Annotated in this window: 10 protein-coding genes; 4 read left to right on the top strand and 6 right to left on the bottom strand. The window is 59.8% G+C overall.

Translation table 11 applies throughout. The annotated features are described in order from the left end of the window. Positions 1 to 741 precede the first annotated feature (741 nt). The gene (locus tag XH93_RS11740) at positions 742 to 1,596 is read left to right on the top strand and encodes a nodulate formation efficiency C protein (protein WP_194473621.1); all 855 of its coding nucleotides are present in this window, start codon (positions 742 to 744) and stop codon (positions 1,594 to 1,596) included. A gap of 528 nt (positions 1,597 to 2,124) precedes the next feature. Here the strand turns inward: XH93_RS11740 and XH93_RS11735 are convergent. From XH93_RS11735 to XH93_RS11715, 5 genes are all read right to left on the bottom strand, one after another. Next, positions 2,125 to 2,307 (bottom strand): hypothetical protein, encoded by a 183-nt coding sequence (locus tag XH93_RS11735; protein ID WP_194473620.1) that lies wholly within the window; start codon positions 2,305 to 2,307, stop codon positions 2,125 to 2,127. 635 nt (positions 2,308 to 2,942) lie between these two features. Then, positions 2,943 to 4,121: a Wadjet anti-phage system protein JetD domain-containing protein gene (locus XH93_RS11730; protein ID WP_194473619.1), complete on the bottom strand. Its 1,179-nt coding sequence runs from the start codon at positions 4,119 to 4,121 to the stop codon at positions 2,943 to 2,945. 2 nt (positions 4,122 to 4,123) lie between these two features. Then, positions 4,124 to 7,561, bottom strand: coding sequence for an SbcC/MukB-like Walker B domain-containing protein (locus XH93_RS11725; RefSeq protein ID WP_194473618.1), 3,438 nt, complete (start codon positions 7,559 to 7,561; stop codon positions 4,124 to 4,126). Next, complete coding sequence (locus XH93_RS11720; protein ID WP_194473617.1) at positions 7,558 to 8,196, bottom strand: DUF4194 domain-containing protein; 639 nt, start codon at positions 8,194 to 8,196, stop codon at positions 7,558 to 7,560. Before XH93_RS11720 ends, XH93_RS11725 begins: the two co-directional genes overlap by 4 nt. Continuing rightward, positions 8,189 to 9,715 (bottom strand): Wadjet anti-phage system protein JetA family protein, encoded by a 1,527-nt coding sequence (locus XH93_RS11715; RefSeq protein WP_194473616.1) that lies wholly within the window; start codon positions 9,713 to 9,715, stop codon positions 8,189 to 8,191. The genes XH93_RS11720 and XH93_RS11715 overlap by 8 nt, the downstream gene beginning before the upstream one ends. Positions 9,716 to 10,185: 470 nt before the next feature. On the opposite strand from XH93_RS11715, the gene XH93_RS11710 reads away from it, so the two are divergent. Next, positions 10,186 to 10,425 carry a type II toxin-antitoxin system VapB family antitoxin gene (locus tag XH93_RS11710; RefSeq protein WP_194473615.1) on the top strand — a complete coding sequence of 80 codons (240 nt, stop codon included), beginning with the start codon at positions 10,186 to 10,188 and terminating at the stop codon, positions 10,423 to 10,425. Beyond that, positions 10,425 to 10,829 (top strand): type II toxin-antitoxin system VapC family toxin, encoded by a 405-nt coding sequence (locus XH93_RS11705; RefSeq protein ID WP_194473614.1) that lies wholly within the window; start codon positions 10,425 to 10,427, stop codon positions 10,827 to 10,829. The genes XH93_RS11710 and XH93_RS11705 overlap by 1 nt, the downstream gene beginning before the upstream one ends. 166 nt (positions 10,830 to 10,995) lie before the next feature. On the opposite strand, the gene XH93_RS11700 is transcribed toward XH93_RS11705, so the two are convergent. Next, positions 10,996 to 11,331, bottom strand: coding sequence for an aminotransferase class III-fold pyridoxal phosphate-dependent enzyme (locus XH93_RS11700; protein WP_246799587.1), 336 nt, complete (start codon positions 11,329 to 11,331; stop codon positions 10,996 to 10,998). A gap of 816 nt (positions 11,332 to 12,147) precedes the next feature. Here XH93_RS11700 and XH93_RS11695 point away from each other — a divergent pair. Beyond that, positions 12,148 to 12,867, top strand: coding sequence for a thermonuclease family protein (locus XH93_RS11695; protein ID WP_194473613.1), 720 nt, complete (start codon positions 12,148 to 12,150; stop codon positions 12,865 to 12,867). Positions 12,868 to 12,877: the final 10 nt, after the last annotated feature.

Below are 12,877 nucleotides of genomic sequence, written 5' to 3'. Positions count from 1 at the left end.
CCTGAGGCTTTGCTCTCGCCGGTCGACCCGACTGCGTGGAAGCGCAGGCCCTCTAATGTTGACTGCAGTGACGAGCAGGCAGACGACAGGCCGATAACGTTGCGCGGGCGCGGAATGCCACCGTCTCGTCCGCCTGCTCGATTCGTGAAGTTCCTTGCACGTCGATTCCAAATCGCTCGCCGCTGAAGGGCGGCTTCGCGTCGTTGTGGGCCGCAAAGTGCCAAGCACAACAGGCTGGGGCGCCCTCGGCGTTCGTAGCAGCGGCAACGACTCCGGACCACACGGATCGATGGCGGCATACCTGCTCCCATTGGTCGTCAAGACTCCGGCAGCAAGGCATTCGCCCCGCGCCATCGAAGATTCTGTGCGTGACAAGAATCATTCACGGAAGTCGCGGCAAATAGGCTGAATGGCAACATTTAAAACGTACCTGGGTCGGGAAGTCGACAAAGACGGCACAAATCCGGTGCGAACTTCCGGCTATTGCCTGGCACGAACAATGCAAGTCCTCAGCATGTCCAGGCTTCTCCTCCTGGGCAGGTCCAGCATTGCAAATTGAGGCTTTGGCTGACCACTGAAGTTAGCGGCGCGTGACAACGAGGGTCGGCGCCTGCTCGCGCGGGACATCGGCAGGCGCCCGCGTCACGTTGCCGCTAACTTCTTGCAATCGCGCATAGCACGTTCAGGAGGACGTCCCGCTTTGGAATTGACGTGTGGAGATAACCAGATGAGCCGGCAGCGATGAAGAAAATGTCTGGAAGGCGCATGCTTTGGCTCTGTATCGGTCGGTCGCTGATCTGCCTGGCCGGGCTGGCGGCGACGAGCAACAATGTTCGCGCCAACGACCACGCGCTTGTCGAAAGGGTCAAGTCAACGTGGCGCGCGCAAGATGGTGAAACTATAGAACAAATCATTTCCAAGGTCTCGAAGGTGGCTCACTTTGTGCCTCGATGGTGGGGAGTCGCTGAAGGAACTGACCGAACAGAATATGTTTATCTTTCATGGACCAGGCGCGCGGACAATAGATCAGACGAACAGTATGCTATCACCTGGAAGATCGCGACCGACGGGACGATTAAACTTGCGTCGACATATGCAAAGCCGATTGAATTGGGCTGGTGCGCCTTGGCGCTCTCGCTGATCGCCAGTGAAGTCACAGATGGAGAAACGGACGCAAATCTTCACTTTCTGCATGATCCGGCCAACTTCAACTTCGTGACGACTGCGCAAGGCAAGCTCGGCAATCTTCTGCGGCACGGCCGCTGCCATATCATTGAACCCGTTGCAGTGGATTACGTGTCGAAACCGAATGACAAGCCGAACGAGAAGGATGACCGGTGGCGCGTTCTGCTTTTGGTGAACTGCAAGATCCCAGGGCCCCATTATTTTACCCACAACGGCGTCATCACTTTCGAGAAGAGCGAGGGACAAGATTGGGAGCCGCAATCTTTCTTTGCCAAGCGTATCGCGGCCTTTCCTCCAGGCTCCTGGTTCGATCGGATAGAGCCAAGTGAACGGGAAGCAATAGAGGGGGCGCGAAAGGCCTCGGCCAATGGTCGCACCGAGCAAGATCGCAGCGCAGCTCCTGGACGCTGAGCGCCTCCGAATAGCAGCAAAGTACACGCGCTCGGAAGCGCTGACTTGTCCTGTTACGTCTTTGCGACAGACCGCGAGCCCCTCGCAGCTCGTCATAGGGCAGCAACGTTGCTCTCGGCCCATTGCGAAGCATCGATGCGATGACCAGGCAACGGCGTGCCAGCTTACGAGAGCCGGTTTAGCCCTGCCCGCTCACATGCAGCGAGCGGACGCCGATCTGCGACGCGGCCAGCTCTGGATCCATTCTTCAGGGGCAATTGGCGTAGCGATGCTTGCGGTCCACACTCTGACCAGGCGCGCGCGCAGCGCATCGCTTCAACGGACAATGGCACCCGCAGGAGAGTGACGCCGCAGGCGGCACGCGGAACCGAGTGCAACGACGAGACCGGATAAAAGGGTACCCGGGAACGGGGCAGTGATAGCGACGCCGGCAGACTTCATGGCGGCGGGCCCCTTTCCCGAGTACCCCCGGCGAGGAGCTCTGCAGCCGTGCTGCGATGGATCGACCGCAGAATTGAGACGGAGGATCTAGATTTCCTCACGCGCATTCGTTTGCGCGTCGTAGATCCTGATCTGAAGCATGGGAAAGCGCTTCTTTAGCTCTTCCCCACCCGCCCGGGCGCCGTCTCTCGTTACAAATTCGGCTTTCAGCCGGCCGTCCACTTCAAGCCCGTAACAAGAGATCGGCAGTTCACGGCTGACTGCAACCATTTCATTCCCATTGTGTAGTGACGTGCTTGAGAACGATGTGTAGCGTGAGTCGCCCAAACCGCACCAGAGCAAGCTGCCTGAGTGCGATAATGCATGTTGTGGATTGATGCCTCGCACGGAGTCCGGAATGGGAATTCGTCCAAACAGGGCGGCACATGCACGATCAAGCCATCGGCTCGACATAGCTGCCGTTCCAACTGCCCTGGGCCACGCGCACCTCGAGCTGAGCTTCGGGTATGCGCCCTTCATGTTCGGACCGATTCAAGCAAGGCCGTTGCGCAAGCAATTCGGCAAGATCCCGCCCGCGACCGACAAGTTGTGACCGTGCCCGCCTACCGGAGGTTGAGCGAGACATAGTCGATGGGCGCCAGGCGTTGCAAGTTTGTTGACAGATCATAGCGACATGGTCGCGGACGACCGTCGACGAAACATTTCGCGGCACCAAGGCGACCGGGGTGGTTCTCTCTTACTTCTTGTTCGACGGCCGCCATGCAGTCTGTGAGCGTCGCCGCGTGGTTATGCTCTCGAAGACCGCCGACGTCGTTCCCGATCACGGAAGAGAATCCACCTTCGAACGCCTTGCCGGAGGAACTGATAGTGCTCAATGATGCCGATCGTTTTCGCTTGACCGATGCTCACGGCGGTCCGGTAGGATCCGGTAAGACGGGATTGAGCTCTTCTTGCTCAAGCGTCTTTGCTCCGTCTCCTGCTAAATAGGCCGCGAGCACCGCAATACCGGAGTCTGCTGGACACCGCGCCGGAGCGGCCTTCCTCAGTGGCACTTGCCCCGATCTTTCGGCGATTTCGACACTCATGAGGTGGGGCCGAATCGGACGTCCGACTGCGCGCTCGATGGTGTGAAATATCCACGTCCCATCCGGATCAATGTCTGACCAGTGGAAGATCGGCGTGTTTCCAGACACCATTTCTGCAATCGTGCGCAGCGCCTGCTGGGTGGCGAGAGAGGGGTATCCACCCACGTACATCGTCGCTCCCAGTCGATCGGGATCGGCTTCGGCGACATGTCTGTTGAAGCTCGCGAAATTTTCGATCGAAAGAAGGTAGGCTGGTGGCCGTCGGAAGCGGATGCGATCCGCCTCGTTGGGCGGGATGCCTAGATAGCGTGGTGAAATCTGGGACAAATCGGCGCCATCAAGATCGATCCTTCCGGCGATGAGAAGCGGTGGCGCGAAGCGCTCCAATCCGATCGTCCGCAGCGCCTCGCGGGGCCGCGCTCCGGGCGGGAGCTCGAGGATTCCGCCAAGAAGTCGGACGACCGCGCCTTCGACGCGTTCGAGGGCTTTGCTATCGCCGACCACTCTTCGCGAAAAGGTCCGATAATCGACGTCCAAATGCCTATTCTCCAGAATCGCTTGGGCGAGGCTGAAGGCGTCGCGGAGCTTGTCCACATCGGATGAGGCGAACCCGTGCCAGCTCTTGGCTCGCTTCCAATTTTCCGCTATCGCGGAAGCCGCTTCCGCCAAGCGCCAATCCAGCGCGATGTCCGCGCAGAGGCGCTTCCCAGCGTCTTGGGCGATCTGAGCGGCTGGAACGCGTCCGAGATAATGGTAGAGCGGGTCCGCGGCTTGAAGTCTGACGTGCACGATCTGGTCCCGCCTGGTTCCGCGTCCCCGTGCGAGACTAACGGCGCCGACCGCCTCGGCCCGCGCGATCTGCCTCAGGAAGAGGTCCGCAGTCACCACATTGGGAAACGCGTCATAGTCGGGATGTGCGATGGGGTTCGCAGTCCCACCTTCGTAGCGATCCAGCAGATCGTTCAGTAGTTCATTCGCCTCAGTGAAACGGCGCACCATGGCTACTCGGCGGCGAGACGTACGGCAAGATCGTCGGCGGACATCAGGTCCGGATCGATCGCACGTAGTTCGCGCTTGGCCTTTTCTTTCAACGAGACGACCGTTGCCCTCGACTGCTCGCCGATGCGATCGACCTCCACGATGGTGTCCATATGCTCTAGCACCGCGACCCGCTTCTCGAAAGGCGCGGCGATCACGAACTGCAGGCCGAGATTCTTGTAGAAGCTCATCATCTGGCGTTGATTCTTGCCATCCATCTTCGAGAAGACTTCGTCGAACATCGCAAGCGCGAAGCCTGCCGGCTTGCCGGCGCGACGCTCGGCACTGCCGTAGACGGCCGCAAGCGAGGCGCCGATGGCGACGTAAATTGGAACCTGCTGTTCAGCACCTGATCCAGTGCCGCGGCGCTGCTCCCAACGAGTCGAGCGGCCGGTACCGACGTCTTCCATGTGGATCTCGAACGTGTAGAAATTTCTGTAATCCTCGAACTGGGTGAAGTCTTTGTCGGGATCCTCGAGCAGCGCTTCGAGTGCCAGGATCGTGTCCTTGTGGGGAAAGTCATCCGACACGTCTCCGCGGAAGAGCATGTCGAGCGCCTCGGGAGACGTCTTGCCGATCTCGATGATCTTCAGGATCGGCTGGAATTCCACCACCTGAGTACGGTGAAAGGAGTATCGTTCGTTGTGGAAGGGGTGCGCGTAGAGGCTGCGGTTCAGCGACTGGAGCTCGCGCTCCATCTTGCCGATCCGAGCCGAGAGCGCATTAATGAACTCACCGCGCAGTAGCATGGACGCTTTCTCGGCCGCATCACGCGCCTGACGTTCGTACTGCCGCAGTTCGTTGGACTCTATCTCCTCGATTAACTGCGCCATCCAGGGCTTCACCTCCTGAAGAGGCTCACTCTCGATGCCGATCTGGGAGCTGACGCCGAAATCGGCGAAATAGCCGTCGAGGAACTCGCGCACCTGCCGTTCGATCCGACCGCGCTCGTCGTTCGCCGCGTCGGCGTCCTTGACGGCCTTCTCAGCCAAGCTGCGATGCCGGTCGGCCTCGTTCTTGTGAGCGCGCGCATCAAGGCGGGCCCGATACACCGGCCGGCCTTTTGATGCAGAGTAGAGGGGCAGATTCTTGACAAAAAGCGACCAAGCGATCTTCAGATTGAGTTCGGAGCCGGGTACGTTTTCGCCGTCGCCGAGCCTACTCTTTGCCGCCCGGGCGTCGCCGTCGTGTTTGTTGAAGGCGGCCTGCTGCGTCTCGCGCTCGGCGATCCTTTGGTCCTTCAGTTGCCGCTGGGCACGCTTTTTTTGGCGAAGACCGCCGTCACCGGCGTGGTCCAGAGCTGCGAGCCTGGCTTGAGCATCTGCCATCTCGGCTTGCACTGCGACGAAGGCCGCCGCGCACGTCTTCAGATTGGCCGCGGACACCGCGCATAGGGCTTTCAGCGCCATGAACGCGCCGTCAGCGATCTCGGCTTCCTTTGCGGCCTGACGTAGCGATACTTCAAGCTCGTCCGCCTGCTCGTGCAGCGCGCGCAGCGCATTCGCCTGAGCAGCCTTGCCGATCTTGTGCTCCGAAGGCTCGATTGATCGATGAGTGCGGACCAAGCCATCGTCGTAGAGGCCGTCCTTCATGATGGCGCGGCCAGGCCTGTTGAACTGGTCCAGGGTGTCCGCAAGGCGCACCGAGCCGTACCGGCGCATGATAAACGACAGCGCGTCCGGATCCTCCGTGCGGAAGATCGAAGGAAACGTTCCTCGCTCCGGCTTGGCCCTGAATTGCTCGAGCTTGTTGAGGCTCACCAGGGACGTGCGCCGGAACTCGCGGCGCCCTTCCTTGAAGATTGCGGTCGCATCGCCGATATGCGGTCTGTCGACGAACACCGCATCACGATCGCGGCCAAGAAGCGCTTCAGCGGCTCCCGTCCATTGCGGGTCGGCGACCTCGATCAACTCGCACAAGACGCGTGGCGCCATGCCTTTTTGGCGAAGCCGCAGACATAAGCGCTCGGTGTCCGGCTCGATGTGCGCGCGCGCCCCTCCCGAGGCGTGCTGCCGGACCCGCTCCAGCAAGTCATCGCGCTGGGTACGTAACTGTGAGGCTTTTGCGATGATCTCCTGACGAGCTTCGTCGATCTTTGCGAGTCGTTGCCTTCCCAAGATTGTCAGCGCATCTTCGGCCGCAACCAGTTCGTCGGAAACGGCCGCAACCGAGGCGGTCCCGACGGCGGCAAGCAGCCTGTCCACGACAGGAATGAAATCGTCGAAGCCGCGCCCGCCCATGGCACACAACGGTTGCAGGCGGCGGATGGTGTCGATGCGCGCCTTGAACTCAGCAGCAGCACGTTGCGCGGACTGCTCCGCCACCGCGGCGGCCTGCTGCAGCGACTTCCTGCCAGTCTTGGCGTCGTGTTCGGCGATGGCCTCGGTAAGGCGTTGCAGCTCGTCGTCGATGGCTCTGATGTCTTCATTCAAGAATTTCAGTTCGCCGGCCGCGGCATCGCGCTGCGCACTCGCGAGCCGGAGCCTCATCCTGAAGTCACGGTTGATAGCGCGCGCGGCGAGCCACTCCGCGCGCTTGCCGATCCACTGCTCTCGGAACTTGGTCTCAAGTGCGTCTTCCAGCGCCGTCAGAATCGTCCTCAGCTCCTTCAGCGCCTCCAGCTTGAGACGCATCTTCCGGATCGTGTCACTAATGTTGCGGTAGGTTTGGATCGACTCGCGCAGCTCCTTGATTCCGATCGGGCTGTCCTCAAGGATGTAGTTCCGCACGAACTGCGTGGCGGTCTGGTTGTGGTCGAGCGTCATGGCGTTGACGATCGATTTCTGCAGCGCGTTGGCGTTCTGTTCGCCATACGGTGAGTGCGGCAGGAGATGGCGCATATACTCGCGGACGTAATCGCTCGCCCGATCGCGGTGATTGACGAAATTACCTTCGCCGACCGTGGAGATGATCCGGGCGCGCGCGTCCTCCCATTGCGCTGGAAACAGTGCCTTTCCACGCTGTTCGATGAAGTCCTTGGACGTGAGCACCGCGCCGACCGCGATGAACAACGCGAGCACAGTCTCTCTACTGTCGGACTTCCGGGCTTCGAGCGCCATGCCGATGGTGACGGAAGGCCGCGCTCCGTCCGTGTCTTCAAAACCGAGCGCGATGTAGGTGCGCGCCTCGTCGCGCCGGCGCTGATCCTCGCCGAGCGTGCCGAGGCAGTAGTCGACGACGCTGCGCTTCGAGCTGCCGCGCGATCTTCCGCCGTCGCCGGCGACCGCGTTCAGGCGCAGGAAACGTCGGCTGCCGCCGGTGAGCACGACCTGCGCCATGTCGAGGATCGTCGATTTGCCGGACCGGTTCTCACCCAGCACGCCCACGTGACCGGTCACTTCGATGTCGGCAACATCGAACAGATGCCAGTTCACCATAGTCAGGTGGCGCAGTTCCATCATGCGTCATCTCCCGCGGCCCGCGGAAAGCGGGCTTCCTCGCTTTTGACGTAGCGCTCGAGCCTTTGGAGTGCGTCACCGCCGCTGATCAGCTTGATCATCGGCCGGATCCTGACTTCCCAGTCCTGCTGTTCGTCGTCGAAGTCGCCGATCTCAACAAGGCTACGCTGGGCGGCCTCGCGTAGAATGTCTCGGAAGCGGCTTGCGGAAATGGCGCCGCCCCCACTATGCTGCGCCATCTCCCGGTACCGATCGAAGAGGTCATTCAGCGTCGCGACGACCACGGCTCGATCCTCAACAGCCCCTAGGTTCACTTCCTGCTGCCAGTACGCGGCCAGCACGAGCGCAACTATGGTTTCGTCGAGCTTCATCCGGGGCAGCGGCACGTCTTCGTCCATCGCGACGATCCCTGCCCACTGCGCCTCCGGATCGCGATGGACGCGATAACCGCAACTGTCGAAGAAGCCGTCGACCACGTCGCGGAAGCGGCCATCCATCATCGTGTTGTAGACCGTCCCGGTGCGAGGGTCGCCGGCGAAGACGAATTGTCGTCGCAGCAAGAAATGCAACGCCTTCCGAAGGTCGGCCGCCTTCTCCGCGCCGACGGAGCGCTCGATGTTGTCAAATTCGCTAAGCATGGACCGCTCTGCCTTTCGCCGGCGTAGGAGATCGTCTGACCACGAAGTTCGCGCACCTGAGCCACTCGCTATCGTGCGGAGGCGTGTCAGGGCTTGGCTCCAGATCGAAGCCAGCCGCGATCTGCGCCGGCACGTCGCCGGTTAGCGCATAACGTCGGGCGCAATCGAAGGCGAGAAAATCGTCGACGGTGCCGATCTCCATGAAGCGCGCTTCCTTGGTGGCGAACGGAGGCACCTGCCGCTCGAGGAATCTTTTGACGTCCTCGGGCCGCGGCGCGATGCGGGCGATGTACTCGAGGCGAAGCCGCTTCCGCAGTTCATAGAGCGGATCCGACGGCGGCCCGGCGAGTTCTCTTGCCTCGACGGGACGGCGCGGCTGTCTAGCCGGCGCCTGATGGTGTTCAGACCAAGGCGACCGCAGTGGCTCAATGGTCCATTCGACGGTTGCCTCTTCGTGCCTGCCATCGCGGAGCAGGGCGTCAAGCCGCCGCACCAGGTCGCCGGCGCGACCGACGAGTCCCAGTGCTCCGCGCTCCGCGTACTTGATGGTGTTTCGAACACGTGCCTCGAGCTGTCTGCGGAAGGTCTCGATCCGATCGAACATCTCGCCGATCTGCTCAAAGATGCTTTCGATGGCCAACAAGTCGTCAGCCGCAGCCATCCGGCCCTCTTCGAGATCGGACGCCATGCTTGCTGCGGCGTATTCCTCGGCGAGCACCTGCATCGTCTCGGACGTGTAGGAAATTCTGCGAGCAAGATCCACGATCGCGTCGCGGAAACGGTAAGGATGATTGACGGTGAGGATGGACTCGAAATCCTTCAGCAGCAGCTGGTCGACGAACTCCTCGAAAAAGGCCTCCAGCCTGGTGCCCACGGTCTTCGATTCCATGACCGTCCGTCGGATACGCTTAAGGTCGGCCAAAATGGCCCGCAGACTTTTGGTGAATTGATCGGCCTGATTGCGAGCCTCGCGGACGGCGAGTGCGGCCTCGCGTTGCTTGCGGTCGGTAATCTCGGGTGTGAGCTTTTCAACGGCTTCCAGATTAAGGCGGATTTGCACGATCAAGCCGCCGAACCGCTGGGAGAGGTCCTTATTGAGGCTCGCCAGACGCTGGATTACCAGCAGGGGTCCCATGGCCATGTCCACGGTCACCCGAAGTCCGTACTCCTCCTCCTCGAGCCATCCCCATGCGACGAGCCGCGTGTAAAGTTGGCGCGCCAGGCCGAGCGCCTTGTCTCCCTTTTCGGATATGAGTGCGACGTTTACCTTGCGGATGCGTCGGCGTCCCGCTGAGATCATTTCAGGCAGCGCGCCGAAATCGTCGCCTTCGTTCCACAAAGCAGGGTTGGCCCGCATGACGTCGTAGATGGCGTGAACGACCTGCGGGGGCGTAGGGAAAGCGGGCGCACCCGAGAAGAAGCGCTCATGAAGATCCAGCAGACACGCCGCGTAAAGATGTTTGTGGTCCCGCGAAAAGGCCAGGAACGCATCATCGTGCAAATGGCGAAATAGTGCCAATCAGAAGCTCCATTAATCGGACAAGCCCGAGCAAGACCGAAACAAGCCTAATGTATTGAAAATACTAGAACAATTTTGATATGAAAGACGGGAGGGCACAACTGACGGCAGGGGGTCGTTCTTCTTATGTTCGAATACATAGCGTCCTGAGAGCATGTTGTCGAGGCTCCAGGCGGAGCTTCAACGGGTTCTACGTGTCCGCCTCATTCCAATGCATCAGGACTTTGAAGACCGGACTGAACGCGTAGATCCGCCCGAACACCGCCTGTAGCCCTTCGGGTGTCGGATACGATGTTGGCCCAGCCGTAGGGCTCGTCATTTGCTGCACGAAACGGACCTGCAATTGGGCGGCTCGTCTCTCTCGCGACCCATTTTGCGATAAATATGATTGTAATATCAACTAGTTATAGCCTGGAAACATCGCTGGGGTACCTAAGTATGGATACCTATATACCCGAACAGAGGTACCCATGGCCTACAACATTAAAGACCCCGACACTGACCGGATCAGTCGTGAACTTGCCGCCCTCAAAGGCAAGCCGATCCTCGATTGCATTCGCGAGGCTTGCGAACATGAAATTCAGCGTGAACGCCTAAAGACGCCGCTCTGGGAGCGGGTGCAACCGCTGCTCGACCGCATCGCCTGCGCTCCCAAAACCGGTCTGACCGCCGATAAGGCTTTTTTCGACGATCTGTCCGGAGATGCCTGATGATGATCGATGCCTCGGCCCTGGTCGCAATCTTGCTACGCGAGCCCGACGCGGCTGAGCTTGTCATGGCAATTGCGGACGCCAAGGCGCGGTTCACCTCACCCATCGCGGTATACGAAACGATCTGTGCTCTCATGCGCGTCAACGCTTGGGGTGCGCCGGAAGCGGAGGCGGCAGTGCGAGAATTTCTCGACGCCGCATCCATCCGCGTGTGCGCGATTGCTGACGGCGTGATATCGACCGCCGCCATGGCATTCGATCGGTTCGGAAAGGGGCGACATCCGGCTCAGCTCAATCTTGGCGACTGTTTCGCCTATGCCTGCGCCAAGACCCATCGCGCGCCACTGCTGCACAAGGGTGACGACTTTCCGCCAACCGATCTCGAGCTGGTCCGTAAAGGATAGACTGCTGGCAACGTCGTACGATTACCCCGAATTCCCTGCCCTGGCCCGAATTCGCGGCGCTGATGCCAGCGGCCGACGAGCGGCCCTCGGAAAACTCCGATCCGCGACGGGTGGATCGCACGCAGACACTAGATGAAGCTCAAGATGAAACTCACGCGTCTTGAGTTTATCCAAAGTATACAGTTTTGGCTGCTATCGAACCTAAGGTCGTCACGCCTTGCCGATCCACGGTGGTTGAGCGGCTATCGGAGAAGAAGGGATAGTCGAGACCAACCGGTGCCAGCTTCAGAAGTTGCTCAGCAACCTCGTCCGCCGCATCGTGCGTGTAACTGGCAAAGATGATCTGGTTGAGCTTGCTCATTCCTGAATCGCGCCCCCAATGTGGATGGCAAAAGCCATGGGTCACGATCCACCAAGATGAGATTGCTTCGATGATACGGTGACCATCCGCGGTGTGGAGATAAGCACCATTGCCAAGCGCGTTCATCATCTTGAAGCGCATGTTGCGTGAACAGATACCGGATGAACGGCCTCTCGCTTGGCATCATGGCTTCAAATCCTCGGCGATGAGTGAGACTTCAGACCTGGACCGCAACGTGCTCGTCGTGAGCGGAGAAAGCCAAGGCTAACGTCCTAGCCAACGCACCCGCCCGATGTCACAAATTGCACTCTCAGTTGCAGGCTTTCAGTCGCCGCTGAATGCAACCCCAATGCCGTTCTGGTGCTTTCACAGCGCCTCTATCAAGAGCAGCGAGTGCTTGATGGCACCCGGTAGCATGCTCACGCAGAGCACGATGCAAAGCCGCCACCGCTCGACGATGCCAACGTAAGTGCACCGCAATTCAGCGGCACCATGAGCCCACCCGCCCCCTCGATCACTAACGGTCGCGCCCCGATGTCTGCCACATCGAAGAATCTACATCGAAAGATCGTGCGCTGTACGATGGCGCTCGCGAATGCGCTGTAAGCCATGTTCATTTACTTTGATTGCTTTCTCTTTCCGGGAGCACTCGGCTGCTTTTTGAGTGCACCGAGTTCAACACTGTGCCCGATGATCTTAAGCACGGTGCGGTGCGCGCCTACTGCGAGAGACGGTCGAGGCCGGAAGCAGCATACCCCAACTCACACAAGAAATCGCTTGAACCTCACGTTACGTCAGGCCGTAGGTTGCCAATCACAATCGAGCTTCCACTGACCAAACACCGAATGATGCAGCACAGACCAAATAACCGACATGGTGCGATCAAGCAGTCAAATGCGGCGACACCGGATTGCACGTGTTTCTGAGCGCATGGACCAAGAGCGAAAGGCTGTCGGGATGAAACGTCGTGCGATGATAACCGCATTGCTCGCTATCATCACATCTCCGGCTTGCGCAGCGAAACTCAGCGGCCCTCCGCGCATCGTCGACGGCAATACGATTGAGATCGCACAAACCAAAATTCGGCTCTCGGGTATCGAGGCGCCAGAGACGGATCAGATCTGCCTCAACGCCCGAGGCCAGAAATGGGCTTGCGGCATAGCTGCTCGCGATGAGCTTATCAAGCATTCGAATGGACGAACGTGGGATTGTCATACCACGGGGGTCGATCAGTACGGACGGTCACTCGGCAGCTGCTTCATCGCAGGCGAGGACGTGAACGCATGGATGATCAGCTCGGGCTGGGCATTATCATCCTATCCTCACACCTACACTATCCATGAGGTTATAGCGAGCAATGCCTATGCGGGCCTATGGTCGGGGGCGTTCATCGCTCCTTGGGACTGGCGTCGCCGCAACAAGGGGACGATCGTCATCGGCGCGAGCTCGATACCGATCCACGCTCAGCAGATCCTGCTCGGATCCGCTTTGCTGTCCGATCCACCGTCACCCGAATGTCAGATAAAGGGCACCCTGGGCCATGGGAGCGAGCGCATTTATCACATGCCCGGGCAACTCAGTTACGGACAGATCGATATGACAAAAAAGCCGGGTGATCGATGGTTCTGCAGCGAAGCGGAGGCTGAAGCCACTGGATGGCGTAAAGCTTCGCAATGAGGCGATACAC

The organism is Bradyrhizobium sp. CCBAU 51753 (assembly GCF_015291565.1).
Classification (GTDB): Bacteria; Pseudomonadota; Alphaproteobacteria; order Rhizobiales; family Xanthobacteraceae; genus Bradyrhizobium; species Bradyrhizobium ivorense.
This window is presented reverse-complemented; position numbering and strand designations above follow the sequence as displayed.

Bases quoted from the DNA above. Each gene is read 5' to 3' on its own strand.
- XH93_RS11740 (WP_194473621.1), top strand. From the start codon at position 742: ATGAAGAAAATGTCTGGAAGGCGCATGCTTTGGCTCTGTATCGGTCGG.
- XH93_RS11735 (WP_194473620.1), bottom strand. From the start codon at position 2,307: ATGGTTGCAGTCAGCCGTGAACTGCCGATCTCTTGTTACGGGCTTGAA.
- XH93_RS11730 (WP_194473619.1), bottom strand. From the start codon at position 4,121: ATGGTGCGCCGTTTCACTGAGGCGAATGAACTACTGAACGATCTGCTG.
- XH93_RS11725 (WP_194473618.1), bottom strand. From the start codon at position 7,561: ATGATGGAACTGCGCCACCTGACTATGGTGAACTGGCATCTGTTCGAT.
- XH93_RS11720 (WP_194473617.1), bottom strand. From the start codon at position 8,196: ATGCTTAGCGAATTTGACAACATCGAGCGCTCCGTCGGCGCGGAGAAG.
- XH93_RS11710 (WP_194473615.1), top strand. From the start codon at position 10,186: ATGGCCTACAACATTAAAGACCCCGACACTGACCGGATCAGTCGTGAA.
- XH93_RS11705 (WP_194473614.1), top strand. From the start codon at position 10,425: ATGATGATCGATGCCTCGGCCCTGGTCGCAATCTTGCTACGCGAGCCC.
- XH93_RS11700 (WP_246799587.1), bottom strand. From the start codon at position 11,331: ATGCGCTTCAAGATGATGAACGCGCTTGGCAATGGTGCTTATCTCCAC.
- XH93_RS11695 (WP_194473613.1), top strand. From the start codon at position 12,148: ATGAAACGTCGTGCGATGATAACCGCATTGCTCGCTATCATCACATCT.